23 protein-coding genes and 1 tRNA gene are annotated in these 26,084 nt (G+C 33.9%); 11 read left to right on the forward strand and 13 right to left on the reverse strand.

From position 1 onward, the window contains the following. Positions 1 to 11: 11 nt before the first annotated feature. The 8 genes from IPN31_00660 to pruA form a co-directional block, all read right to left on the reverse strand. Positions 12 to 85: transfer RNA gene (locus IPN31_00660), tRNA-Ala, on the reverse strand. A gap of 26 nt (positions 86 to 111) precedes the next feature. Continuing rightward, a complete protein-coding gene (gene lpxB / locus IPN31_00665) occupies positions 112 to 1,221 on the reverse strand; it encodes a lipid-A-disaccharide synthase (GenBank protein MBK8680430.1) in 1,110 nt (369 codons plus the stop codon). 20 nt (positions 1,222 to 1,241) lie between these two features. Beyond that, positions 1,242 to 1,532, reverse strand: a complete 291-nt coding sequence (locus IPN31_00670; GenBank protein ID MBK8680431.1) for a hypothetical protein — start codon at positions 1,530 to 1,532, stop codon at positions 1,242 to 1,244. A gap of 2 nt (positions 1,533 to 1,534) precedes the next feature. Beyond that, positions 1,535 to 2,356, reverse strand: coding sequence for a 5'/3'-nucleotidase SurE (gene surE, locus IPN31_00675; protein ID MBK8680432.1), 822 nt, complete (start codon positions 2,354 to 2,356; stop codon positions 1,535 to 1,537). A gap of 35 nt (positions 2,357 to 2,391) precedes the next feature. Continuing rightward, positions 2,392 to 4,401 carry a PD40 domain-containing protein gene (locus IPN31_00680; GenBank protein MBK8680433.1) on the reverse strand — a complete coding sequence of 670 codons (2,010 nt, stop codon included), beginning with the start codon at positions 4,399 to 4,401 and terminating at the stop codon, positions 2,392 to 2,394. 12 nt (positions 4,402 to 4,413) lie between these two features. After that, on the reverse strand, positions 4,414 to 5,376 hold the full coding sequence (locus IPN31_00685; GenBank protein MBK8680434.1) for a PorP/SprF family type IX secretion system membrane protein: 963 nt from the start codon (positions 5,374 to 5,376) through the stop codon (positions 4,414 to 4,416). Continuing rightward, complete coding sequence (locus tag IPN31_00690) at positions 5,377 to 6,576, reverse strand: gliding motility-associated C-terminal domain-containing protein (GenBank protein MBK8680435.1); 1,200 nt, start codon at positions 6,574 to 6,576, stop codon at positions 5,377 to 5,379. Positions 6,577 to 6,600: 24 nt separating this feature from the next. Next, positions 6,601 to 8,229, reverse strand: a complete 1,629-nt coding sequence (gene pruA / locus IPN31_00695; GenBank protein ID MBK8680436.1) for an L-glutamate gamma-semialdehyde dehydrogenase — start codon at positions 8,227 to 8,229, stop codon at positions 6,601 to 6,603. Positions 8,230 to 8,425: 196 nt separating this feature from the next. Between pruA and IPN31_00700 the strand changes: the two genes are divergently transcribed. The 5 genes from IPN31_00700 to IPN31_00720 all read left to right on the forward strand — a co-directional run bounded on the left by IPN31_00700 (position 8,426) and on the right by IPN31_00720 (position 12,114). Continuing rightward, complete coding sequence (locus IPN31_00700) at positions 8,426 to 8,842, forward strand: hypothetical protein (protein ID MBK8680437.1); 417 nt, start codon at positions 8,426 to 8,428, stop codon at positions 8,840 to 8,842. Next, complete coding sequence (locus tag IPN31_00705; GenBank protein ID MBK8680438.1) at positions 8,817 to 9,347, forward strand: hypothetical protein; 531 nt, start codon at positions 8,817 to 8,819, stop codon at positions 9,345 to 9,347. The genes IPN31_00700 and IPN31_00705 overlap by 26 nt, the downstream gene beginning before the upstream one ends. Before the next feature lie 132 nt (positions 9,348 to 9,479). Further along, a complete protein-coding gene (locus tag IPN31_00710; protein MBK8680439.1) occupies positions 9,480 to 10,304 on the forward strand; it encodes an alpha/beta hydrolase in 825 nt (274 codons plus the stop codon). Positions 10,305 to 10,476: 172 nt separating this feature from the next. Continuing rightward, positions 10,477 to 11,064, forward strand: a complete 588-nt coding sequence (locus tag IPN31_00715; GenBank protein MBK8680440.1) for a cytochrome b/b6 domain-containing protein — start codon at positions 10,477 to 10,479, stop codon at positions 11,062 to 11,064. A 282-nt stretch (positions 11,065 to 11,346) separates the two neighbouring features. After that, positions 11,347 to 12,114, forward strand: a complete 768-nt coding sequence (locus tag IPN31_00720; protein ID MBK8680441.1) for an alpha/beta fold hydrolase — start codon at positions 11,347 to 11,349, stop codon at positions 12,112 to 12,114. 37 nt (positions 12,115 to 12,151) lie between these two features. Here the strand turns inward: IPN31_00720 and IPN31_00725 are convergent, their stop codons facing one another. Beyond that, the gene (locus IPN31_00725; GenBank protein MBK8680442.1) at positions 12,152 to 13,459 is read right to left on the reverse strand and encodes a BamA/TamA family outer membrane protein; all 1,308 of its coding nucleotides are present in this window, start codon (positions 13,457 to 13,459) and stop codon (positions 12,152 to 12,154) included. A 220-nt stretch (positions 13,460 to 13,679) separates the two neighbouring features. Between IPN31_00725 and IPN31_00730 the strand changes: the two genes are divergently transcribed. Next, positions 13,680 to 14,687 carry a T9SS type A sorting domain-containing protein gene (locus IPN31_00730; GenBank protein ID MBK8680443.1) on the forward strand — a complete coding sequence of 336 codons (1,008 nt, stop codon included), beginning with the start codon at positions 13,680 to 13,682 and terminating at the stop codon, positions 14,685 to 14,687. Positions 14,688 to 14,762: 75 nt separating this feature from the next. Here the strand turns inward: IPN31_00730 and hppD are convergent, their stop codons facing one another. From hppD to IPN31_00745, 3 genes are all read right to left on the reverse strand, one after another. Further along, positions 14,763 to 15,893: a 4-hydroxyphenylpyruvate dioxygenase gene (hppD, locus tag IPN31_00735; GenBank protein ID MBK8680444.1), complete on the reverse strand. Its 1,131-nt coding sequence runs from the start codon at positions 15,891 to 15,893 to the stop codon at positions 14,763 to 14,765. Between the two features lie 60 nt (positions 15,894 to 15,953). Continuing rightward, complete coding sequence (locus IPN31_00740) at positions 15,954 to 16,304, reverse strand: four helix bundle protein (protein ID MBK8680445.1); 351 nt, start codon at positions 16,302 to 16,304, stop codon at positions 15,954 to 15,956. A 124-nt stretch (positions 16,305 to 16,428) separates the two neighbouring features. Next, complete coding sequence (locus IPN31_00745; protein ID MBK8680446.1) at positions 16,429 to 17,586, reverse strand: homogentisate 1,2-dioxygenase; 1,158 nt, start codon at positions 17,584 to 17,586, stop codon at positions 16,429 to 16,431. A gap of 196 nt (positions 17,587 to 17,782) precedes the next feature. On the opposite strand from IPN31_00745, the gene IPN31_00750 reads away from it, so the two are divergent. After that, complete coding sequence (locus tag IPN31_00750; protein ID MBK8680447.1) at positions 17,783 to 20,320, forward strand: T9SS type A sorting domain-containing protein; 2,538 nt, start codon at positions 17,783 to 17,785, stop codon at positions 20,318 to 20,320. Here IPN31_00750 and IPN31_00755 read toward each other — a convergent pair. Continuing rightward, entirely contained in the window at positions 20,301 to 21,497 is a 1,197-nt protein-coding gene (locus tag IPN31_00755) for a proline dehydrogenase family protein (protein ID MBK8680448.1), read from the reverse strand. The genes IPN31_00750 and IPN31_00755 overlap by 20 nt on opposite strands. Positions 21,498 to 21,565: 68 nt before the next feature. On the opposite strand from IPN31_00755, the gene IPN31_00760 reads away from it, so the two are divergent. The 4 genes from IPN31_00760 to dnaX are packed head-to-tail and all read left to right on the forward strand — an operon-like array spanning position 21,566 to position 25,782. Next, the gene (locus IPN31_00760; protein MBK8680449.1) at positions 21,566 to 22,867 is read left to right on the forward strand and encodes a Type 1 glutamine amidotransferase-like domain-containing protein; all 1,302 of its coding nucleotides are present in this window, start codon (positions 21,566 to 21,568) and stop codon (positions 22,865 to 22,867) included. A gap of 10 nt (positions 22,868 to 22,877) precedes the next feature. Continuing rightward, a complete protein-coding gene (locus IPN31_00765) occupies positions 22,878 to 23,522 on the forward strand; it encodes a hypothetical protein (protein MBK8680450.1) in 645 nt (214 codons plus the stop codon). Positions 23,523 to 23,524: 2 nt separating this feature from the next. Beyond that, positions 23,525 to 23,998, forward strand: a complete 474-nt coding sequence (locus tag IPN31_00770; protein ID MBK8680451.1) for a tryptophan-rich sensory protein — start codon at positions 23,525 to 23,527, stop codon at positions 23,996 to 23,998. A gap of 59 nt (positions 23,999 to 24,057) precedes the next feature. Next, positions 24,058 to 25,782 carry a DNA polymerase III subunit gamma/tau gene (gene dnaX, locus IPN31_00775; GenBank protein ID MBK8680452.1) on the forward strand — a complete coding sequence of 575 codons (1,725 nt, stop codon included), beginning with the start codon at positions 24,058 to 24,060 and terminating at the stop codon, positions 25,780 to 25,782. Positions 25,783 to 26,084 lie beyond the last annotated feature (302 nt).

Consider the following 26,084-nt stretch of genomic DNA (forward strand, 5'->3'; position numbering starts at 1 on the left):
TCCTGCTTTTGTGGAGACAGTGGGACTTGAACCCACGACCTCTTGCATGCCATGCAAGCACTCTAGCCAACTGAGCTATGCCCCCGAAGCGGACGCAAATGTAGTAAAATGTCAGGAAGACATAAAGGTGAGAATTTTTTCGGCTGCTCTTTCAGAGGCACCCTCTTCACCTAATAATTCACGCAGACTAATATAATCTTCAATCATTTGCATGCGATAATCATTGTTGTATAATAATCTGTCGAGAGCGGGAATTAAATATTTTTTTGAAAAACGAAATTGAATTAATTCGGGCACTGCTTCTTTTCCCAATATTAAATTCACTAACGAAATATATTTCACATGTATAAGTCGTTTTGCAATTACATAAGAAATTAAACTGCCTTTATAACACACTAATTGTGGCACTTGCAATAATGCAGTTTCTAAAGTTGCAGTACCAGATGTGACCAATGCGGCAACAGAGTTTTGTAACAGATCGTAAGTTTTATTATAAACGTAGTTAATGTTTTGCTCCTTGCGGAATTTATCATAAAAACTTTTTTCAATTCCCGGCGCACATGCAACAATAAATTGACACTCACGAAAATCGGATGCTACGCTCAGCATGATATCCAGATTGCGTTTTATTTCTTGTTTTCTGCTTCCGGGTAATACTGCAATTGCAGGTTGTTCCGGAATATTTAATACTCTGAAAAATAATGGATCCCGAATACGAGAAATTAAATGATCGGTGAGTGGATGACCGACATAATGTGCTTTGAAATTATGTTGCTCATAAAAGGCTTCTTCGAAGGGGAGAATTACTAAAAGTAAATCTACACTTGCTTTTATTTTTTCAACTCTGCCACTGTTCCATGCCCACAATTGCGGAGAGATATACCAAATAACTTTTATACCATGTGCTTTCGCAAAAGGTGCTATACGAAAATTAAAACCGGGATAATCAACAAGAATTATTGCATCGGGTGCATACTCCTCAATATCTTTTTTACACAGATTTATATTTTTTAAAATAGTGCGCAGATGCATTATCACTTCGGTGAAACCCATGAAGGCCATTTCTTTATAATGCTTTGCAATTGTTACACCTGCTGCTTTCATTTTGTCGCCACCAAATCCACGAAATTCAATGTTATGATTTGCAGCAATCATTTCTTTTACAAGATGCGATGCATGCAAATCACCGGAAGCTTCTCCTGCTATGATATAATATTTCAATTGAAACTTTGATTTAGTATTTACAGGTAATAAAAAACCACTACAAACAATGCTAATAGTACTGTAACAATGCCAACGCCACGCATGGAATGATCTTTCTTTGCCCGCAGATAAATTATAAATGGAATAATATTAAAAAACACTGCAAGTGTTGCAATAAAACGTTCACGAATTCCGCCGAACTCTCTACCATTAAATGGTTTTCCAATTAAATTTTGATTTAATGTAACTAATACATAAAACATAAATATGCTGAAAAAAATGGATACACCAATTCCAACCCAGACATTATCTTCTTGTAATTTGCTCATGCTTACCCTAAATTTTTTGTTGTGTCGCCAGAAGTTTTTTCTAATAACTCTCCTACATTCCAATGCTTATTAAAAAATGCAATTGCATGATGGGCTGTTAAATCAAATTGAACCGGAACTATAGAAACATAATTATTTGCCAATGCCCATTCATCCGTATCATCACCTTTATCGTAATTAACAAACTTACCTGTTAACCAATAATATTTTTTACCTGTTGGATCCAATCGTTCATCATATTCTTCTTCCCATTTTGCAACAGCTTGTCTGCAAATTCTCATGCCTGCAATTTCTTCAAATGGCAATGCAGGAATATTTACATTTAATAATACATTATCAGGTAATCCAAATTCTAATACTTGTTTTGCAATGGTGTATGCATATTTTTTTGCAGCAGAAAAATCCGCACTATGGCTATAATCCAACAATGAAAAACCAATAGCGGGAATTCCTTCAATCGAAGCTTCTAAAGCTGCGGACATCGTACCTGAATAAATAATATTAATAGAAGAATTAGAACCGTGATTAATTCCAGAAACACAGAGGTCAGGTTTATGATGTAAAATTTTATCCTTCGCAATTTTCACACAATCCACCGGAGTTCCTGAACAGGAATATGCTTCCACTTCACCAAAAAAATCTAATTTTTTTAATCGCAAGGGATCATTAATAGTGATTGCATGTCCCATTCCCGATTGTGGTTTATCCGGTGCTAACACAATCACATTTCCCAATTCCATCATGGCTTCTACCAATGCAGAAATTCCGGGAGCTGTAAATCCATCATCATTGGTAATTAGTATTGTTGGTTTCTTCGTATCCATTATTACAAAGATGCAGATTAGAGTTGAACTTCCTCTTAATTAATTCTTACTCCATTTTTATAGGTAATAATATATGCACCTGCATAACCTTTTTCAATGGCTTCTTTCTGTAATGCTTGTGCATCATCCAGTGTAATTATTTTGGTAATTGAAACCCTTGTAGTGCCATCATCTTTGTTTATACTCGTTACTTCACCAAATTTTTTAAAGGAATCTATTTTGGAATAATCCGGAGTTCGGAATACACCTAATTGCACTTCATAAATAATTACATCTTCAGCAGGTAGCACTGGCACTGTTGCAATAATAGGAGGGGGAGTAGAAGTAATTTCTGGTATAGCTGTTTCAGTGGTTTGTTTAGCAGCAGAATTATCTGTGGCAAATGAAGTTGCAGAAATTATTTCAGCAGTATTTTCTGCATTGGGAATTGCAGAAGATTCATTTACATTTATTTTTTCCTCCGGAATAATTTCTTCTGTTTCATCGCTTATTAAATTTTGTTCAGGAGTTTCTTCAATAATAATATTTTCATTTTGTTCTTCATCAAATAATTCCTGCAGATGCACAGGTAATATTCCATTGTTACTTTGAAATTGCTCTACATGCTGCAAATTCGTTTCAAGATATCCTTCCTTTTCTATGGTTAAAGAATACTCAGTATTTTCTTGCAAAGCAACAGGAAACATACCAAGCACATTTGTATACCCATTCATATCAATTCTATCACCAGCATACAATGTAACTTGTGCGCCAATTACATCTTGTAATTTCGAATTTTGAATATGCAATGCTTCAATTTCCTGCAATTGAATACAGCGATAAATATCATCACTACCTTTTCCACCTGGTCTGTTGCTTGAAAAATATCCTACACCATTATGAATAATAAAAGCCATATCATCACGAGATGAATTTACAGGCGTACCTAAATTTTGTGGCTTTGTCCAATTACCTGCATTGCGTTCAGAAATAAAAATATCGTAACCACCTAAACCGGGATGCCAGTCACTTGAAAAATAAAGTTTTCCTTCATCAGTAATAAAGGGAAACATTTCGTTGCCTTTGGAATTAATTACTGCTCCCATATTTATTGGCAAGCTCCATCCTTCCTCTAATCTTTCTGTGTAATATAAATCTGTTCCGCCAAATCCACCCGGCATATCACTTGTAAAAATTAAAATATTTCCATCGGGAGATAAACATGGTTGACCGATGGAATATTCTTTACTGCTGAATTGAAATGGTTTTGCTTTTTGAAATTTGCCATCTGCAAAAAGCGTTGTGAATATTTGCAAATGCACGGCATCATCTTTTCCTTTTAATTGTCTGCCTTTATAATAATTGTTGCGAGTAAAAAATAATGTACTGCTGTTTGAATCAAAAAATGCAGAAGCTTCATGCATATCTGTATTTACTCCATCCAATTCCGTTGGATTGCGTAAACTATTATCACTTCCTTGTGCTGCATAATATAAATTATAAAATGGCAATCCGGAAGCGTGATTTATTTTTTGTTTTTTATCACCCGTAGAAACTCCTGTAGAAGCGAATATAATTCCGCTGCGATAATATGCGGGTGCTGTTTCTGAACCTGATGTATTAATTGAAAGTGTATCAATTGCCCATGCAGATAATTTTTCTGTAATACCCATTGCATAATCACAAGTGCCGGCAAGATAATAGCCATCCTCATTAAACTGCGCATATTCTAAAAACCATTCTTTAGCACTTTTATATTTTCCATTCAGCTTTAATAACTGTGCATAATTATATAGAATATCAGCATCACCTGATCTTTGTTCCGCTAAAACACCATACCAATATTCCGCTTCATTTACCCGATTTAAATTTTTTAAACACACAGCAAGTTTGAAATTATTCTCATAATCATATGCCTGCTGCAACATAGAAAGATACATGGGTGCAGCTTCATTGTATGCACCTGCATCAAATAATTTGTTTGCATACTTATTAAAATCCTTTTGTGAAAAGGCCGCAACCTGAATCAACAGAAATAAAATAAATACATTGGTTTTTTTGCTCATCTGCTACTAATTTCAGAAAAATCTGGGATTAACAAATTTGGTGATGTGAGTATCTAAGTTAAAAGAAATAAATACTTCGTGTGTGGCTCCAAATAAAGCGGAGGTATTATCATTTCTAAAGTTATATGCATAACCAAATCCGAAAGTATTACTGCGTAACGTATTATTCTTTTTCAAAAAATACTCTGCCATCAGTGTAATACTTTTATCTGTGCGATAACTTCCACCCACCCATAAAAAATCATAAAAAATCATGCTTAAACTTCCGTCAATCTGAACGGGACTGCCAAAGCTATATTTTGCAAGTGTGTATGGTTTTAATTTAAAGTTTTCACTGATAGGAATTAAAAATCCGAGTGTATAAAAATAATGTCGGGTAGCATCATACACATTAATTGTTTCATCTGCATTTGGTATTACAGCTAAATCTTCATTCTCCACTAAAACAGGAATTGATAAACCGGTAAACATAATCGGATTGCTATACCAAATACCAAAACCGGAATTAGGTGTGAGTGAAGTTTCAGGCACATCGGTAAATGCAGGATCACCATCTTGAAATGCATCTAATTCTGCATAATTCCAATTGGTATAATTTGCAATTGCACTAATTCCAATAGCGAGCACACCCTTACCCATATACATGCGGAAAGCATAATCTGCTTTTAATTGTATTTTATCACTTACACCTACATTATCATGCACAAAAGAAATTCCGATACCATGTCTTCCATCGCCAACAACTGTGGAAGCACTTAATGATTCTGTTTGTGGAGCACCATCCATTTCTGTCCATTGTGTATGAATAAATGCCTGCACATCTAATGTTCCATTGCTTCCCGCATACGCAGGATTTATTACCAACTGATTAAAATGATATTGCTCGTACGTAGGCAGATTTTGTGAAATAGAAATAGCTGCTATGCATTGAAAAATACTGAGCAATAAAAATTGATATGTAATTTTTTTCTGCATTTATCTTTTTAAAACTATATATCCTTTGAGTGTTTCAAAATCACTTCCCGGATTCAATGTAAAATAATAAGTGCCTTCCGCCATCTGACCTGAAGGAAGATAAGAAGCCAAAATATTTGAGGTGCCGTCCCAATACATTGTCGGATCTTTTGTTTCAAACACTACATCTCCCCAACGATTATAAACTGCAAATATAAATTGAGGATAATCTTCCAATCCATCAATCACTAATTTATCGTTGATGCCATCACCATTGGGAGAAAATGAATCGGGTACATTTAAATTAATTACCTGAAAAATTATTTGACCTGTATCGCAAAGTGAAGGAGCATTTATATCGCAAACTATATACTGCAAAGTATCATTTGCTTTTATGGATGTGGAATAAATAATTGTATTTCCTGATTGCGAAACAGTGCCGGAAAAGCTTGTGTAAAAAATAGATTGTAATTGTAAAGCATCACCATCAGCATCCGTATCATTCAGCAGAGGTGAATATGTTTTAGTTTGAAATAAAGTAGTGGTATAAAAATCATTCACTGCAACAGGCGCATTGAAATTGGTAGTAGTAACATTGATAAATACAAATGCAGTATCGCAATAAATAGTTGAACCGGATTTGCAAGCAGAATATTGTAAAGTATCTTGTCCTGCAAATGATGAAGCTGGCGTGTATGTAATAATATTCTCATCACCTGTAATTGTTGCAACGCCATGTAATGGTGCTTCAATTATAGTTGCTTCCAATACTTCTGCATCCACATTGATATCATTTTCCAACACATAAAAATTACCATTAGTGAGTGCCGCAATTGTATAACTATCATTTACTGCAACCGGATAATCAGCAATAGGAAAAACACTGATTAAAACAAAACCTTTATCGCATTCAGGAGATGGTTCTGCTCCATTACAAACTTTGTAACTAAAAGTATCTGTACCGAAAAAATTTAAAAAAGGTGTATATAAAATTTCATCTGCTTCTATCAAATCCAAAGTGCCATTTACTGTTGTTGACAAAAGAGTAACGGTAAGAATTCCACCGCCACCATTAATGTCATTTGCAACCACATTCAACATTTTAGGAACCTCTTCATTTGTAAAAGGTAAATCATCCACTGCTACCATTTGACCAAAGGTCAAAGATGGAAGCACCGCAATAATTATTGCAATTAAAAATATTTTGAAATAATTATTCAAGATTAAATTTCTTAATAAATGCAATTAATCATTTTGTAAAAATGGATAATGATAATCTGTTGGTGGAACAAATGTTTCTTTAATAGCTCTCGGTGATACCCAACGCAATAAATTTAAAATACTGCCGGCCTTATCATTTGTTCCGGAAGCTCTTGCACCACCAAACGGTTGTTGACCAACAACAGCACCAGTGGGTTTATCATTAATATAAAAATTACCTGATGCATTGCGCAGTGCATGCATACCTTCATGAATTGCATATCTGTCTTGTGAAAATATAGCACCTGTTAATGCATAAGGCGAAGTATTGTCAACAATCTTTAATGTCTCTAACCATTTTTCAGGATCATAAACATAAATAGTAAGCACCGGTCCGAAAATTTCTTCACACATTGTTCTGTAAGAAGCATCTTTTGCAACGATAACCGTTGGTTCAATAAAATATCCTTTCGACTTATCGAAATTTCCACCTGCGATTATTTCCTGACCATCTGCTTTTGCTTTTGTAATGTATTCCGCAATACTATCAAAAGCTTTTTCATCAATCACTGCATTTATAAAATTGCTGAAATCATCAATCACTCCCATCTTCATATCTTTCAAATCAGCAATCATATAACCTTTCACTTCTTCCCATAAATTTGATGGAATATATGCCCGACTTGCAGCAGAACATTTCTGTCCCTGAAATTCAAATGCACCTCTCACTAATGCTGTTGCCAATGCTTTTGCATCTGCGGATTTATGTGCAACCACAAAATCTTTTCCGCCGGTTTCACCAACAATGCGTGGATAGGATTTATATTTTGAAATATTGTTGCCGATTGTTTTCCATATTGTGCGGAATACTTCAGTAGAACCTGTGAAATGTATTCCCGCAAAATCACGATGATTAAAAATTACATCACCCGCTTCCACACCACTTACATACACAAGATTAATTACACCATCAGGTAATCCCGCTTCACGCAAAATTTCCATGATAACCCATGCAGAATAAATTTGTGTATTCGATGGTTTCCATACCACTACATTTCCCATCATCGCAGGAGCAGTTGGCAAATTACCACCAATAGAAGTGAAGTTGAAAGGAGTAAGTGCAAATACAAAACCTTCCAATGCACGATGTTCCATTCTGTTCCACATACCCGGCGCACTTTCCGGTTGTTCAGAATATATTTGCGTCATGTATTGCGCATTCCATCTCCAGAAATCTATCAACTCACAAGCACTGTCAATTTCCGCTTGAAACGGATTTTTACTTTGACATAACATCGTTGCCGCATTCATCTTATAGCGATACGGTCCGGCCAATAAATCAGCAGCTTTTAAAAATATAGAAGCACGATGTTCCCAGGGGGTATTTTCCCATTGTTCTTTTGCGGAAAGTGCTGCATTAATTGCATCAGTTATATGCGAAGCATTTCCCTTATGAAATACACCTAATTTATGCGATAACTCATGCGGTGGATGTATTGAAACCGTTTTATCTGTGCGCACTTCTTTCCCGTTAATTAACATCGGGATATCCATTTGTATCGCCTTCAATCTTTTTATTTCTTCCTTCAATAATTTGCGTTCAGTACTTCCCGGAGCATAACTTTTCACCGGTTCATTAATTACCTGTGGGACTTTAAAAAATGCGTTACTCATAATTTAGAAAAATTTATTTTTAGTGTTGCAAAGATAAGCAATAACTATGGAGGTCTTTTGATAGAAATGATGGGGGAGATTGGGGTGATGGATGAAATTCCAATATCATTTTACGAGCCTTGATATGAAAATGATATAAATAGAAAGAGGAGAGCAAAAAAAGTGGTGTGTTGTATATTTGGAGAGTAGATAGAAAATGGACAACAAATCAAAATACAACCCACAAATTCATCACCGCAAATCCATCCGATTAAAAGGATATGATTATTCGCAAGAAGGTTTGTATTTTATTACGATATGTACATATAAAAGAAAATGTTTGTTTGGGGAAATAATTAAGAACGCAGACAATGATGCAGAAATGATATTGAATGAATATGGAATAATTGCACATGATGAATGGTTAAAAACAACAGAAATACGTCCCAATGTTGAATTATGTGAATTTGTGGTAATGCCCAACCATTTTCATGGCATAATCCGGTTAATTGGTAGGGGCGAATTGCATTCGCCCCATAATATTGACAAACCCGAATTGCATTCGCCCCATAATATTGACAAACCCGAATTGCATTCGCCCCATAATATTGACAAACCCGAATTGCATCATTGAACCGGATTCGCCCCATAATATTGACAAACCCGAATTGCATTCGCCCCATAATATTGACAAACCCGAATTGCATTCGCCCCATAATATTGACAAACCCGAATTGCATTCGCCCCATAATATTGACAAACCCGAATTGCATTCGCCCCATAATATTGACAAACCCGAATTGCATTCGCCCCATAATATTGACAAACCCGAATTGCATTCGCCCCATAATAATGAAACACCCGAATTGCATTTGTCCGAAGTTGATGATATGGAAAAAAATAAAATGGGCGAATGCAATTCGCCCCCACAGGGTCCATCACAAACAATTGGTGCAATTATTCGGGGTTATAAATCATCGGTAACAAAACAATTGAATTTATTAAATATCGGTTGTATTGTGTGGCGACGTAATTATCACGAACACATCATTCGCAATAAACAATCGTATCAAAACATTTCAAATTATATTATTAATAATCCTTCAAAATGGGTGGAGGATAAATTTTATAATAAATGAATGTGAAATTTTAATTTATAATATTCCCAATTTTTCTAACCATTGTAAATTCTATTATATTGGATTAAACCCTCAACATTATTCAACCTACATTATTGAATTATTAATTAACCCTACAGTATTTTTGAAACTATGAGAAAAACAATTTTGATATTCTTAATCATATTGTGTGGATGCAATCTGTATGCACAACCACAAACGCTTTCTACCAAACCTTTGGTTATTGGAGAAATTAGAACCATTAAGTCTGAGGTGTTAAATGAAGACAGAATTTTAAATATTTATCTTCCCGGAAACTATGATACTGCCAAAGCTTATCCGGTTATATATTTATTAGATGGCACCATCAATGAAGATTTTTTACATATTGTTGGACTAGTTCAGTTTTTTAATCTGCAATTTCAAATGCCGGATATTATTATTGTCGGTATTGCAAATGTGGACAGAAAAAGAGATTTTACTTTTCATACGGATTTAGAAGATTTGCAAAAGGATTTCCCGACTACAGGTCACTCTGATGTATTTATTAAATTTATTGAAGAGGAGTTGCAGCCGTTTATTTCAAATACATATAAAACCGATGGTATAAAATATATTATTGGCCAATCATTAGCTGGATTGCTTGCATCTGAAATTTTATTAAAGAAACCTGATCTGTTTACGCATTATATAATTGTGAGTCCAAGTTTATGGTGGGATAATGAAAGTATGCTGGAGAATGCAAATGCACTTTTAGAAAATCAAAGTGAGAATAAACTGTATGTGTATATAGCAGTCGGAACAGGTGAGGAAAAAATAATGATTCGTGATGCTTCCGGATTAAAGAAAGCTTTAGAAAAATCCGGCAATAAAAATTTAACTATTGAATACAATCTCATGGCCAATGAAAATCATGCGACTATTCTGCATAATGCTATTTATGATGCATTGTTAAATTTATATCCATATAAGGAATAAAAAGCTAAAACCATAGTTTTTTTAATATTTCGAATTACATTTTCATAATAGTAGAAGTGATTTTCAAGAAAATAGTTCGTGCAATATTGAGTTGCAATTACAATGATATAAGTCATACATTAATGGAAATTTAATAGATAGTTTTAGACTATAATAAAAAATAATACATGTTATGGAAGCGGTAAAGTATTCTAAAATATATCGCATATTGCATTGGACAATAGCCACTGCATTTATGCTATTGTTAATTACAATTTTTTTGCGATTAACATGGATGAATAAATATAATGTTTCAGAGATTATTCAAAATTACCTTAGCACTACTGATCAAAAATTATCAGAAGATCAAAGTATAGCATTAGCAAAACAAATAAGACAACCCATGTGGATTTGGCATATTTACATTGGATATTTTTTAGTGGGATTATTTAGTATTCGGTTTCTGCTTGCCCCTACCGGATTTATGAAATTTCAAAATCCATTTGTGAAAGGATTATCATTAAAAGTAAAATTTCAAAAATGGACTTACATTGTGTTTTATGTATGTGTTGCTATTTCTTTAATTACAGGAATGATAATCGTATTAGGACCAAAGAGTTTGAAAAACTCTATGGAAGAGATTCATGTACTTGGTATTTATTATTTGTTAGCATTTATTATAGTGCATATCGCCGGTGTTTTAATTGCAGAATTCACTAATCAAAAAGGAATTATTTCACGGATAATTAGCGGCTCTCGTGATTTGAAAAACAAAAGTTAATTTTTGACTATTGACTATTGACTATTGACTATTGACTATTGACTATTGACAAAAAACGTTTCGGGTTTCGTGTTTAAATGCTATTCAAAACAAGCCATCGTTTTTTTTCGATTACACGATTTCACGATTCGACAGTTACACATACCTCACATTTTCACCTTAAACACATCTGCTAATTTGCTAATCGGCTAATCATCCAATCAGCTAATCAATTTGCACATTCGCACATTTGCATATTTGCACATTAATCACATTTGCGCATTCTCACATTATCTTTGTGCTGTGAAATTAAATTATAAAGTATCTGGAAGTGGTGAACCACTCATTATTTTACATGGCTTGTTTGGTATGTTGGATAACTGGCAAACTGTTGGAAAAAATTTGGAAAAATATTTCACAGTGTATTTAATTGACCAGCGCAATCATGGTCGTTCACCGCACGATGATTTGCATTCCTATTCTGCAATGGCAGATGATTTGAATGAGTTTCTTATTCAAACCAGAATTTCTTCAGCAAATATTTTAGGCCATTCCATGGGAGGTAAAACAGCCATGCAATTTGCATTAACATATCCCAAAGAAATAAAGAAATTAATTGTGGTGGATATCGGCATAAAAAAATATCCGGGAGGGCATGAAGAAATAATGGATGCATTGCTATCCATAGATCTTAAGACAGTACATTATCGTGCTGATGCAGAAAAAATATTGCTGAATAAAATTCCCAACTTTAGCGTTCGTCAATTTTTATTAAAAAGTTTGCAGCGCAATTCTGGTGGCAGTTATTCGTGGAAATTTAATCTGGATGCATTGTATAATAATTACGAAGAAAATATTTTAACTGAAATAAAAGCTACACACGTATTTTCAGGAGAAACACTTTTTATCAGTGGAGAAAAATCACCCTATATTTTAAAAGAAGATTGGCCGAAAATTCAATTGTTATTTCCAAATGCACGATGGAAAATAATTGCCAACGCAGGGCATTGGGTGCATGCCGAGCAACCTGATTTATTAATAGATGAAATTGTAAAATTTATTAATGATTAATTCTTGAAGGAGAATTTTGTTAAAGTATAAAATCCATTTAAAAAGTTTCTGAGGCAGCAAGATAAAATCCAAATGATTTTTCACCAAAGCCAAAATCTACTGCAAGATTTGTTTTTGATTGTTTATCAACCATAATGCGTAATCCTGCGCCATAGCCGGGTTTAATGGATTCAAACAGTTTGGGGTCATCTTCAAATCCATTGGTGGATGTAGCATTTGCAAATACAACTCCTCCTAATACTTTATTGCATTTCGTAATTGGAAATCTATATTCAGTTTCCAAATACACATAATCATTTCCACGGAAACGACCTTGCGTATAACCTCGTGCACTTCTACCTCTTTGATCATATGCTGTAGCAGGTAAAACCATATAAGGAAAAGTACCTTCATCGGAAAAGTTAGCCATCATCCAAAAAGCAATAAGATGTCTTGGATTATGTTTTGATAAACTGTGAAAACTCCGGTATTCAAATTCATACACATTACCACCCACTTCATTACCTAAAAACTCAAAAGCACCTCGCCAACTTGCTCTTGCATAATACCCTTTATAGGAATTAATCATATTATCCCTTGAGTCGTAGAGCACATTGATATTTATTGCAGAAGAAAAATATTTAGAAGTATTAAAATCATAATACGTATTATATGCATAATGACTTGTAATTAAAGTATCATCAGGAGTTAAATTTAATTTCTGATCTACAATTTTATAATAGCCGTCAAAATAATATCCCAAACCTAAATAAAATTTTGGTTTAATTTTCACCAATACTGATTGATGAAAGCGGAGGAAATCAAAGGTCATAGGTTGTGCAAATGAATCAATTGCAGTTTCGTTATTTGCAAGTGAATATTGATAATCCAACACTCCTCCATCAGGAGCATTTGTCCCTAAACCATAAGTAGATTGAGAAAATATTTGATAGCGCCAGTCGCCACTTAAAAAGATACGTTCATTTTTGGTGTAGATATTATTCTTTAATAGGATAAGAAACTGACCTTTTGTAGTTAATTGAAGGCTACCTGATAATAAAGAATATAATTCGCTACCTAAAGTTTGAAATGCAAATTGCCCACCTACACCAACCATAAAACCGGTTGCAGGATTTGATCCGATAATGGGCAGTAATATCAGCGATGCACTTTTGGATGTTGTATCTATTTTTGGTGGTTTATTTAGCATTCCACGCAATACATCTCCCAACTCTTCTTGTTGGCAATCTTCAGTTTCCACTTTAAGTGTATCTGTAGATTGAGAATAGGAAAATGATATCACACAGATTAGAGCTGTAGGTAAATAAAATAATTTAAAACTATTGAGTGAAGTAATCAGGCGCATTCTTTTCATTTGCTTCAAAGATATATTATAATGAAAGGAGTTAAATTATTTATAAATCCATTATAAAATAATTGCTATAGAAATGTAAAAATTTTATCTTCATTTCAATAGTGTTATTATAATTGTACCATAGTCAGGACAACCGCATAATTTTAAACATGTCTATTGAAATTAGTAAAAGAGTAAGCTATTAAATTTGTTGTCAACTAAAAAAGTTACTATGAAAAAAATAATGTTCTCTTGCTTATCTATGATACTCACACTTTCTGTTTTTGCACAACCCACTTTCGACAATTCTTTAATGGGCACTATTGGAGGTTCCTATACATTGACCGATTGGGATGCTACGGATTTTAATCCGGGTGAAGCTGGTGCAGGGGTTATTTGGGATTTTAGTGCTATAACTATCACCGGACCTGTTACAGTTTTTAATAATGTGAATCCTGCTGCAACTCCTTATGCTGCATCTTTTGGTTTAGCTACTTTAGCAGTCACTCCTGATAATACTAATTTCGGTTATTTCCAGGTAACTGCAGCGCAATACAATAGCTTAGGTGTAGGTACACCGGGTGCTTCAATTTCTTATAGTAATGCGGAAACAATTTTCAGTTTCCCGCTAACTTATAATACTACCAATGATGACACTTTTGCAGCATCTTTTGTTTCTACGGGAGTGGGTTTTAATAGAAGCGGAAATGTACACATGGAAGCCGATGGCTATGGCACTTTAATATTGCCTAGCGGCACTTTTACAAATGTGTTGCGTGTGAAAGTAGAAGAAGATTATTCTGACGAATCAATAGGGCTGCCGGTACCCTTAAGTATTGAATATGAAACTGAATTATATTACTGGTTTATGGAAGGGCTAACCGGACCTTTATTTTATTATGCTAATATGGTAACCTCTTCAATTACCGGAACTACTACCACAGAATTAGGATCATTAAATCCGGAAGCCGTTGTTTCTATTCAAAATGTAACATTGCCGGAGAATTTAATTCATGTATTTCCAAATCCGGCTACAGAAAATTTGTATATCCAGAACATGAATAATATTGAATTTGAAAATATTGCATTGTATAATATGATGGGACAATCTGTATTAAATCAGACAATGAATAACGAGACCATTACAGCAATAAATATTGAAGAATTACCAGCAGGTATTTATACTTTACAACTAAGGAATGAAAGCGGAACACTTTCTAAAATGATAAGTATCGAATAAGTATAAATGTTTTGTTATTACAATAAAAAACCCTTTCGATATCGAAAGGGTTTTTTATTATTGATATGTTTGGAATTATAATGTTCCTCTCAGTTCCTGTTCTCTTTCAATAGATTCAAACAAGGCTTTAAAGTTTCCTTTACCGAATGACTTTGCACCACAGCGTTCAATAATTTCAAAGAATACTGTTGGTCTGTCTTGTACAGGTTTGGTAAACAATTGCAATAAATATCCTTCCTCATCACGATCAATCAGGATATTTAATTTTTTAAGCTCTTCATAATCCTCATTTATTTCACCCACTCGCTCCATTGCTTCAACATAATAAGATTCAGGTACATATAAAAATTCTACACCACGGTTGCGCATTTCTTTTACTGTGGCTATAATATCATTTGTTGCAACAGCAATATGTTGAACACCTGCACCTTTATAAAATTCTAAATATTCTTCTATCTGCGATTTTTTCTTTCCTGCAGCAGGTTCGTTTATCGGGAATTTTACATATCCATTTCCATTGCTTACCACTTTACTCATCAGTGCAGAATATTCAGTAGAAATATCTTCATCATCAAATGTAATCAGCAGTTTAAAGCCCATTACTTTTTCATAAAAATCCACCCACATATTCATGCGACCTAACTCAACATTTCCTACACAATGATCAATAAATTCCAGACCGATAGGTTTTACTTTGAAGGGTGATTGTTTAGGTTTATATCCCGGTAAAAAAGCACCTGTATAATTTTTGCGCTCTACAAATTTGTGAACGGTATCACCGTAAGTTTCAATAGCTGAAATAATTACTTCGCCATTTTCATCTTCAAATTTTGTGGGAGACATATAAGGCTTAGCACCTCGTTTCACTGTTTCTTCAAATGATTTTGTAGCATCATCTACCAATAGCGATAAAAATTTAACGCCATCACCATGTCTGCGAACATGATCTGAAATATCTGAATCCGGATCGAATGAGCTGGTAAATACAAGGCGTATTTTTCCTTGTTGTAATACATACGATGCTCTGTCTTTTACACCGGTTTCAAGTCCGGCATAAGCCACCAAATCAAAACCAAATGCACTCATATAAAAAAATGCAGATTGTTTTGCATTACCACAATAAAATTCGATATGGTCGGTGCCATTTAATGGTAAGAAATCTTCCTGAGTTTTCTCTTCCTGTTTTGTTAATTCTTTTAATTCCATAATTTTTTAATTTAATGTGCAAATGTGCAAATGTGCGAATTGCGTCTTTGCGTGTTGTTTCTATTTTTTTGATGAATAAATTATTTTTCCTAATATTTTTTCTATCACATTAATTTTTTCCAGTAATGTATCTACCGGAGGATAGCTATCAGAATGTTTACATAGTAATAACCAATATTCAGTTTCTCCGGCTTCTTTAGATGCAATTTTCATTTTATGAATAAAATCTGCACGACTTTCCGCATTTTGGGCTTCTCTAACATTTGCTCCAATAGATGTTCCTGACCGAAATAACTGATTTATCATATTATACTTATTCGCTGTTTTAAGAATCTCAGAATACTCCATAATTTTTAATGCAAATTCAAAAGTGTATTGTAAAATTATATTCTCCTCATTCTTATTATGCATAATTATTTGTTATTGAATATTGAATTAATCTTCTTTTAAAGAATTATAAAATCTCCTACATTCTCACATCTGCACATTCTCACATTTGCACATTTGCACATCAGCACATTTGCTCATCGGCTAATCATTCAAGCCAACTCAAATAATAATCCTTCTCTTCAATACCCAATGCTTCTTCAGTTAATTGCAGTGGATTAAACGGATCAATCATCACAGCCAATTCATGTGTTTCTTTTTTGCCAACACTTGCTTCATAAGTACCGGGATGCGGACCATGTGGAACTCCACCGGGATGTAATGTAATCTGTCCACGCTCTACACTTTTTCTGCTCATAAAATCTCCATCTACATAATATAACAATTCATCGCTATCAATGTTGCTGTGATGATAAGGTGCAGGAATAGATAGTGGATGATAATCGTACATACGAGGAACAAAAGAACATATCACCATATTGCGGGCTGCGAATGTTTGGTGAATAGGAGGAGGCAAATGCACACGACCTGTTATTGGTTGAAAATTATGAATGCTGAATGCATAAGGATACATATATCCATCCCAGCCAATTAAATCAAACGGATGATTTGCATAATGATATGGATACATAACACCTTGCTTCTTAATAAGAAAAAAGAAATCACCTTTTTCATCATGCGTAATTAAATTCTGTGGTGTTTTAATATCACGTTCGCAGAAGGGTGCATGTTCTAATAACTGACCTACTTTATTTTGATAATGACTTGGAAAAGTAACCGGACTGAATGATTCAATAATCAGCAAACGATTTTTTTCATCATTAAATTGAATCTGATAAACTATTCCTCTTGGTACAACAACATAGTCACCATATTCAAATGCAATTTCGCCAAATTCCGTAAGCAATTTACCACTGCCTTCGTGAATAAAAATTACTTCATCCGCATCTGCATTTTTATAAAAATAATCCGTCATAGATTTACGTGGTGCAGCAAGTGAAATATGCAAATCATTATTCACCAATAATGTTTTACGACTCTTCAAATAATCATCTTCCGGTTGAATTTTAAACCCCTTAAAACTGCGGGGTTGTAAATGTTTACTCATAACTACTTTTGGCGCTACGCTAAAAGGTTCTCCCACTTGTTTAATCCGGGTTGGTGGATATAAATGATAGAGTAAAGAATAAATATTTGAAAATCCTTCGGTAGAAAATAATTCTTCCTGATAAAGACTACCATCAGGTTTGCGAAATTGCGTATGTCTTGTGGGCGGTATTTGCCCAGCTTTTATATAGTATGCCATGTTTATGCTTTTGTTCAAAGTTAAGGAATCAACCACGGAGTAAAATGGTGATTTTTATCAAATGCATAAATGGAGAAAAAAAGCCAGTATTAGTAAAGGGTATGTCGCTTATATGTAAATAAATTTCTAATACTTTGGATAAAACAGATGCTAAAATATTTTAAGTGTTAAATTTATTTTTTTAAAAATTACTAAAATGAAAATCCGAATTACTCAAATTATTTTAATTGCAAGTGTATTTTTTCTTTTATTTTTTTCTCTAAAAGTAAATGCGCAATCCAGCAACGTAACTATTTATGATTTAGATACACCACTCACAATTGTAATTGATGTGGCTCCACATTGGGATGGTGGGTATATGATGGCATGCAGAGGGGGAAATCCCGGTATTCCTTATGAGTTTTTTTTGTTGCGAACAGATCCTTATGGCAATATTATATTCAAGAAAACTTATTTGCGCAGCACCAATGCAACAGTAGTAAGATTAAAAGAAACTGCTGACGGTGGATTTTTATTATTTCATTATCAGAATAATCCTACTCCTTATAACACAGATTATCCTGCACTGATGAAAGTGGATGCAAATGGTGATTCTTTATGGATGAAATTATATCTTGACTATCCCATCAATGGTGAGTATGTGGATGTAAGCTGGACTGATGACGGTGGATTTATAGCAGGGTTTTTTAATAGCTATGCACCAGATGATATTGTGGATTTAGTGAAAGTGGATTCTGATGGTGAAATTGAATGGGAAGAACAAATTTTGGAAGATCCATCACCCTATTATTTTGGTTTATTTACTGTAAGGCCAATTGAAGATAATTATGTGGTTGTTTTTTCTGAGGAAATTGATGATGTTATAATAGGGCAAGTGCAGTTATTCAGTTCCTCCGGAGAATTACTTGACAGCTATTCTCGTGAAGCATCATTTTCCGGGATACGAAGTGAATATCCTACAGGGTTTAATAACTCATTTTATTTATTAGAAGTGGTAAATGCCGATACATTAATCGGTTACCGGGTAAGCAGAATAAATGTAGACCTTGAAGAAATATGGCATCTTGATATCCCTTATGAATTTCTGGAAACTATTCGTACATATTCTGTAGATGATGCAGGTAATCTTGTTTTTGTTACACAGTCTACTACTGTAATTGATGATCATACTATGCACTTGTTTAAGGTTTCACATTCAGGAGAATTATTATGGAGTAATACAATTGCTGACGATCTGGATTTAATTGGTGCAAAAACAAAATTTATACCCGATGGAAGAATTATAATTTCAGGATATTATACACCTGATTTTGTTTCGTTTAAAGGCATGGTTTCTCTTGCAGATCAATTAGGAAATTTACACTATTCCACTTTACAGGGAAATATATTTTATGATATGAATGGCAATGATGAAAAAGACAGTGGTGAACCGGGTATTCCGGATTTAATTGTGCAAAATGTTCCTGGAAGCTTATATGGCGTAAGCAATGAAAATGGTGACTATAAAATTCATGTTTTTGATACTGCAGAGTATCAGATTTCAACAGACACACCTTTATATTTCAGTTTAAGTTATCCTGATGATTTTCATACAGTAATTGTAGATACACCTTATGATTCAATTAATAATCTTGATTTTGCCTTCGTTGCTGATGAACTTGTATCAGATATTTCGGTGCATTTAAATAATTCAATGCTTACACCCGGCTCGGTTAATCATTATCAATTAACTATTAATAATTTCGGAACTATAGCGGCAACTGCACCGGATTTAAATTTATCCATACCGGAATTTCTTTCAATAGATTCTTCTTCAAATATTTTTATTGATTCTATTGTTCCTGACCTTAAATGGTCGCTGTTGGATTTATCTCCGTTTGCAGAAATACAAGTTGATTTATATTGTTCCTCAGTATTTGATACTCTATGGATTGACTCAGTTGTTACATCAATTGCGTCTGTTAACAGCTTAACGGAAGATGCTAATATTTTAAATAATACAGATACACTTAACCAAATCGTTTACTCAAGTTTTGATCCTAATATCATTTCTGTTTCACCCTTACCTGAACAACCTTCCGGATTCACCAACCCTGCAATTGAAACTTTAGAATATACTATCGAATTTCAAAATACAGGAAACTATCCTGCGCATTTTGTGCATTTGGAAAATCAATTACCTGAAGAATTACAAGTGTTATCTTTTCGGATGTTAGCTTCCAGTCATCCTTACAATATCGAGTTGGACAATTCCGGATTAATTAACTGGTATTTTAATGATATTATTTTACCCGATTCTTCTGAAAATTATTTGGAGAGTATGGGTTTTGTAACTTATGCAATTGATGTGGTTCCAGACTTATCTTTAGGAACTACAATTATTAATAGCGCAGAAATTTACTTCGACAATAATCCGCCGGTGTTTACCAATAATGCAATTACGATTTTGGATACTGTTGTAGGTACAAATGTTGAAAATAATTTTGATGATAAAATTCAATTGCTAACTCTGTATCCGAATCCTGCAACTTCTACTATTTGTTGGCAACAAGAAAATCAAGTGCAACAAATTTCAATATTTTCCTTAGTAGGTGAATTAGTTTTCTTTAAAATAAATATTGAAAATAATTGCATTGATATAACAGCATTGCCTCAGGGAATTTATGTATATCGAATAACAACTGGGGATGGAATGGAACAACAGGGAAAAATAATTAAATCTGACGTCTGGTAATTTCCTTATGAATCAAATTTAAATCTCTGCTCATTTGTCCGGCTACAGAAGTATTTTCTTCTGCACGACGCATTAAGTAAGGCATAACATCTAATACAGGACCATACGGTAAATATTTAGTTACGTTGAAACCCGCTTTTGCAAGATTATAGGTTATCTGGTCATTCATACCATACAATTGTGAAAACCAAAAATGAGAATGGTCTCTTGCAATATTTCTCTTATCCATTTCTGTAGCAAGTAATAAAGCACTTTTTTCGTTGTGAGTTGCAGCACAAAAACCAATCTGTTCTTTATTATCTAATGCAAGAATTATTACGGCATCATAATCACGATCGGTAGCTGCTTTATCCGGCTGAATTGGTGAAGGATATCCCATATCGGCAGCTCGTTTTCTTTCCTTCTCCATATATGCGCCACGCACAGGTTTCAAACCTAAAATGTAATTATGTTTTTTCGCATCTTCTAAAGAACGTTTGCAAAATTCCAATCTGTCGTGCCGATACATTTGTGGTGTGCTGAATACTACTGCTTTTTCTTTATTGTATGTGCGCATTAAATCAAAAGTAAGTTCATCCACCGGATCCTGAATCCATGTTTCTTCTGCATCAATAAACAATCCGATCCCGGCATCTTTTGCATGTGAAGCTATCTGATGCATACGCTCATACAACTGTTGTTTTTCTTTTTCTTCTTCTGCATGTAAAACTTCACTCTTCTGCATTTTTTCTAATAATGCAAAACGCACTAAGCCGGTTATTTTACTGCTGATAAATGGAATATTCGGATTGCCTTTTGCAAACTGAATAGTATGGAGCAATTGTGATTTAGTGCGCTCAAATTCTGCTTCATTTTCTTTTCCTTCCACACCATAATCCAATATGGTTTTTATATTATAATTTTTCAGAGTATCTATTACATGTCGGGTTTCTTCTAAAGTTTCACCACCACAAAATTGTTTATAGATAGTAGCCTTTATAAGCCCCTTTACAGGCAATCCGTATTTTATGGCAAACATGGTCGCTTTAATTCCTATGCTCACCAATGTGTTGTTATTCATTAATTTAAAAAGCCGATATTCCTGCTTCAGTTCAGAATTTGTTTTGCCCGAAAAGGCAATGGAAGTATCATCAAAAGAAAAAGAATCCACAGTAAATATTTTGATGCAAATATACATGTGCAATCGCATAGATATTGAAGCCTATATCACAGTGAGATACATTGTAATTTAGCAGAATGAATTACATGAAAATTTTGATGCTTTTATTTACAGTGGTTTCACTTGAAACGGGAATAGCACAATCTTATACCAACTATATCACCGGCGATAGTGCAGATGTGGTAACCATTCCCTTACCCGGAATTGTATTGGCAGGCGGTGCCACCGACAATGATGATGCAATGATTTGGATGTTGCAACGGGCAGCCGGAGGTGATGTGTTGGTGATTCGTGCTTCGGGTGAAGATGGGTATAATGATTATTTCTTTTCGGATTTAGGAGTGGAAGTAAATAGTGTGGAAACCATTGTTTTTAATTCTTCAGATGCATCTTATGATGAATATGTATTACAGCAATTAGAAAATTGCGAACTGCTATTTATTGCCGGTGGCGATCAATGGGATTATGTTTCCATGTGGCGCAATACTCCTGTGGAGGATAAAATAAAATATTTGATTCACGATAAAAAAATAACTATCGGTGGAACCAGCGCCGGATGTGCAATAATGGGTGATGCTTATTTTTCTGCAGAGTTTGGTACAGTTACTTCTGCGCAATCTCTCAGCAATCCTTATCATCCTGCAATGGCAATTGGTTATCATGATTTTATTGATCATGCAATTTTATTAAATACAATTACCGATACACATTATAATAATCCCGACAGACAAGGAAGGCATGCTGCTTTTCTTGCAAGATTAGTTACCGACTTTTCCATTCCTGCAAAAGGTATTGGTGTGAATGAATATACCGCAGTTTGTATTGATGAAAATAATTTGGCAAGAGTGTTTGGAGATTATCCTGACTATGAAGATTTCGCATATTTTATTCAGACGAATTGCATTGAAGATAATATTCCTGAAACTTGTGAATCGGGAAATGATCTTACCTGGATTGCAGAAGAACAAGCAATTAAAGTTGCAATAATAGCAGGCACAACAGACGGCAGTAATTATTTCGATTTGAATGACTGGCAAACTGCAAATTCTGTTTTTGCATGGCAGGATTGGTGGATAGATAATGGTGAATTAGAAATACTTTCAGAAAGCACTCCTGCTGATTGCAATGCAGTTACTAATATTTCTGAATCAAAAGGAAATAGTATTTCTGTTTATCCCAATCCGGCAAGTGATTATATTGTAGTGAAAAATATTACGGACGATATGCAAATAATGCTATATGATATTTTTGGGAAACAAATTGCAGATGAAATAGTGGGTGTAAATAACTATATCACATTTGATTTAAAAGCTTTTACTCCCGGGATGTATTTTATATTTGTTCAGAATGGAATACAAAATAAAATGTTTGCTTTTCAAAAAATATAAAAAATATTAAATGAAAATTCCTGATCGAAAAATATTGAAAACATTGTATTGGATTCATGCTGCAATCCGAAAGGATGTGGTACGCTTAGAAACGATTGTAATTAAATTGGACTTATATAACGCAAACGGAATGCGCTATGCACAACACTGGTTTCAACATCATGTAAAAGCAATGCACCATCATCATCATCTGGAAAAGGATTTTCTCACTTTTGAATTACACAAACACTTATCAGATTCTAAAACAAAAATGGATTTGTTAGAACGACAGTATAATGATTGTACTAAATGCATGCATATTATTGATGATTCATTTAAATTATTGACAATGGATAATGATGATGCAGCGGAAAAAGAAAAATTAAAACAATCCATACTAAAATATGGAGATGCTATTGCGTCTCTTTTAAAACAAAAGGAATTGCTGATAGAAAAAATAGTGGCAAATGTAAAAGAAGAAGAAATACTTAATTTAGATCAGAAATTTATTGAAACTATGCCACTAGAAATTAAAGTGCATACACTTCCCTGGATATTTGATGCAATGGCCGAAAATGACAAAAATGATTTAATGAACAGGTTGCCTTTTAAAACTAAACTGATGTATAATTTTAGATTAAAATCAAAATATAATAAACTAGTAAGTAGCCTGTAATTATGAAAATAACAAGACTAATTCTTTGCGTTTTTCTTTGTGTAATCGTTGGCAGTGTCAGCGGATTTTTTACCGTTGGTGAAATTGAGGGTTGGTATGCTACATTGAATAAACCCGGTTTAAATCCACCAAATTGGATTTTCGGTCCGGTATGGACATTATTATATATCATGATGGGTGTTGCACTTTATTTTTTTTGGATTACAAAATCAGAAAAAAATAAGCGCAGTGGATATGTTTTATTTTATATTCAATTGGCGTTAAATTTTTTGTGGAGTCTGTTTTTTTTCAAAATGCATAATCCTATAATTGCATTGGTGGACATCGTGTTATTAATTATTACAATTCTTACAACGATGTTTTTATTTCGGAAAATATCGGTTAACGCATTTTATCTTTTAATACCTTATCTGTTGTGGGTTTGTTTTGCTACATGGCTGAATTATCAGATAATACAATTAAATCCCGGCATTTAATTTCTGCATTTGCTTAATGCGCAGTGCATATCTGCCTTAGTATTTCTATCTTTATGACTATGCAAAGTTTTGTTGTATCTGCGAGAAAATACCGCCCTGCCACCTGGGACGATGTGATAGGGCAGGAGCATGTGGTTACTACATTGCGCAATGCAATTAAAAATAATCATCTTGCACAATCCTTTTTATTCTGTGGGCCAAGAGGTGTAGGTAAAACTACTTGTGCAAGAATTTTAGCTAAAACAATTAATTGCGAAAATCTGCAGCCCGACGGAGAGGCTTGCGATACATGCGAATCTTGTAAATCATTTCGACAAAATGCATCTTTTAATATCCATGAAATTGATGCGGCTTCCAATAATTCTGTAGAAGATATTCGCAGCCTCACAGATCAGGTGCGATATGCGCCTCAAGAAGGAAAGTATAAGATTTATATTATTGATGAAGTACACATGTTATCCGCAGCGGCATTTAATGCATTTCTAAAAACATTGGAAGAACCGCCGGCGTATGTAAAATTTATTCTTGCAACTACAGAAAAACATAAAATTATTCCCACCATACTTTCACGTTGTCAGATTTTTGATTTCAATCGCATTCATGTAAAAGATATGATTAAGCAGTTGAAAAAGATTTGCAAAAGTGAAGATGTGAATTGTGAAGATGAAGCTATTCATTTAATTGCGCAAAAAGCGGATGGTGCCATGCGGGATGCACTTTCTATTTTTGATCGCATCACCACATTTGCGGGAAAAAATATTACTGGAAAGGATGTAATTGAAAATCTGAATATTTTAGATTATACTTATTATTTTAAAATTACTGATGCATTATTAGCGGAAGATGCCGCTTCAGTATTATTATATTTTGATGAGATAATTTCCAAAGGTTTTGATGGTGATACATTTCTGATTGGTTTATCAGAACATTTCAGAAACTTACTTGTGTGCAAAGATCCAAAGACAATTAAATTGTTAGAACTCAGTGAAACTGTTATTGAAAAATATCAGCATCAATCGGAAATTGTTTCTGCTTCATTTTTACTCAGCGGATTAAATATTTTAAATCAAGCAGATGTACAATATCGCATAAGTAAAAACAAACGCTTACATGTAGAGCTGGCACTGTTGAAATTATGTTATATCCACGGCGCTATTCATACTTATCAAACAGAAGGAACTTTACCGGAAAAAAAAACTCCGGTAGTTAAAACTCCAAAACAATTTTCACCGGAAAAAGTAAAAACAGAAACTACATCTGAAGAAAAAGCGGAATATATTCCTGAAAAGAAAAAAGAAATATTACATTCTGCAGAAACGGTGAGCATGCCTAAAAAAGGGAGTTTAAGACAAAACATTCTCAATAAAAATTCAGAAATATCCGCAGAGAATAAAGAAGAAATAAAGCTCGATAAAAAAACGGTTATACCTGAGTTATTTATTTTAGCTTGGAAGGAATATGCAGATAGTATTCGCAGTGATTTGCAAAGAGTAGCAGTATTAATGGATCATGCAGTGTTGACATTTAGCAATGAAGCAGAAATAAGTATTGGATTGGATTCGCAGGTGGAAATAAATATTATGCAAACGCATATCACCGATTTAAAATCATTTTTGTACGATGCAATTGACAATAATACTTTTGACATTCAGTTAAACGTAATTGAAAAAACAAAAGCAGCAAAACGTCCTTATACTGCTATTGAAAAATTTAAAAAAATGGCAGAAGCAAATCCATTGATACAAGAAATAAAAGATACACTTGGTTTCGAATTAGATTATTAAACAACAATTATGATGAACAGAATTTTTGCACTAACTATTTCAATTATTTTAACAACAGCTGTTTGGGGGCAAGTGCCACCTTCCAAGTCTTCCACCTCCAATTCAACTTCTAACAATCAAAATAACGGACAATCAAATACACCTCCTCCGGGGCAATTGGCAACACCGCCGTATGAACCGGGTAAATCATCTACCAACACTCAACAGATTCCCGGATATACAAATCCATTAGATTTATATACCAATAAACCTTTGTTAGGAGCTGCACCAGGAAAAGCACCGGTAAGAGATGTACCTTATAT

The organism is Bacteroidota bacterium, assembly GCA_016715425.1.
In the GTDB taxonomy this organism is placed as follows: domain Bacteria; phylum Bacteroidota; class Bacteroidia; order Chitinophagales; family BACL12; genus JADKAC01.

Excerpts from the sequence above, each read along its gene's own strand:
- IPN31_00670 (MBK8680431.1), bottom strand. The coding sequence starts at position 1,532 with ATGAGCAAATTACAAGAAGATAATGTCTGGGTTGGAATTGGTGTATCC.
- surE (MBK8680432.1), bottom strand. The coding sequence starts at position 2,356 with ATGGATACGAAGAAACCAACAATACTAATTACCAATGATGATGGATTT.
- IPN31_00680 (MBK8680433.1), bottom strand. The coding sequence starts at position 4,401 with ATGAGCAAAAAAACCAATGTATTTATTTTATTTCTGTTGATTCAGGTT.
- IPN31_00685 (MBK8680434.1), bottom strand. The coding sequence starts at position 5,376 with ATGCAGAAAAAAATTACATATCAATTTTTATTGCTCAGTATTTTTCAA.
- pruA (MBK8680436.1), bottom strand. The coding sequence starts at position 8,229 with ATGAGTAACGCATTTTTTAAAGTCCCACAGGTAATTAATGAACCGGTG.
- IPN31_00700 (MBK8680437.1), top strand. The coding sequence starts at position 8,426 with ATGGACAACAAATCAAAATACAACCCACAAATTCATCACCGCAAATCC.
- IPN31_00710 (MBK8680439.1), top strand. The coding sequence starts at position 9,480 with ATGAGAAAAACAATTTTGATATTCTTAATCATATTGTGTGGATGCAAT.
- IPN31_00715 (MBK8680440.1), top strand. The coding sequence starts at position 10,477 with ATGGAAGCGGTAAAGTATTCTAAAATATATCGCATATTGCATTGGACA.
- IPN31_00725 (MBK8680442.1), bottom strand. The coding sequence starts at position 13,459 with ATGCGCCTGATTACTTCACTCAATAGTTTTAAATTATTTTATTTACCT.
- IPN31_00730 (MBK8680443.1), top strand. The coding sequence starts at position 13,680 with ATGAAAAAAATAATGTTCTCTTGCTTATCTATGATACTCACACTTTCT.
- hppD (MBK8680444.1), bottom strand. The coding sequence starts at position 15,893 with ATGGAATTAAAAGAATTAACAAAACAGGAAGAGAAAACTCAGGAAGAT.
- IPN31_00740 (MBK8680445.1), bottom strand. The coding sequence starts at position 16,304 with ATGCATAATAAGAATGAGGAGAATATAATTTTACAATACACTTTTGAA.
- IPN31_00745 (MBK8680446.1), bottom strand. The coding sequence starts at position 17,586 with ATGGCATACTATATAAAAGCTGGGCAAATACCGCCCACAAGACATACG.
- IPN31_00750 (MBK8680447.1), top strand. The coding sequence starts at position 17,783 with ATGAAAATCCGAATTACTCAAATTATTTTAATTGCAAGTGTATTTTTT.
- IPN31_00755 (MBK8680448.1), bottom strand. The coding sequence starts at position 21,497 with ATGTATATTTGCATCAAAATATTTACTGTGGATTCTTTTTCTTTTGAT.
- IPN31_00760 (MBK8680449.1), top strand. The coding sequence starts at position 21,566 with ATGAAAATTTTGATGCTTTTATTTACAGTGGTTTCACTTGAAACGGGA.
- IPN31_00765 (MBK8680450.1), top strand. The coding sequence starts at position 22,878 with ATGAAAATTCCTGATCGAAAAATATTGAAAACATTGTATTGGATTCAT.
- IPN31_00770 (MBK8680451.1), top strand. The coding sequence starts at position 23,525 with ATGAAAATAACAAGACTAATTCTTTGCGTTTTTCTTTGTGTAATCGTT.
- dnaX (MBK8680452.1), top strand. The coding sequence starts at position 24,058 with ATGCAAAGTTTTGTTGTATCTGCGAGAAAATACCGCCCTGCCACCTGG.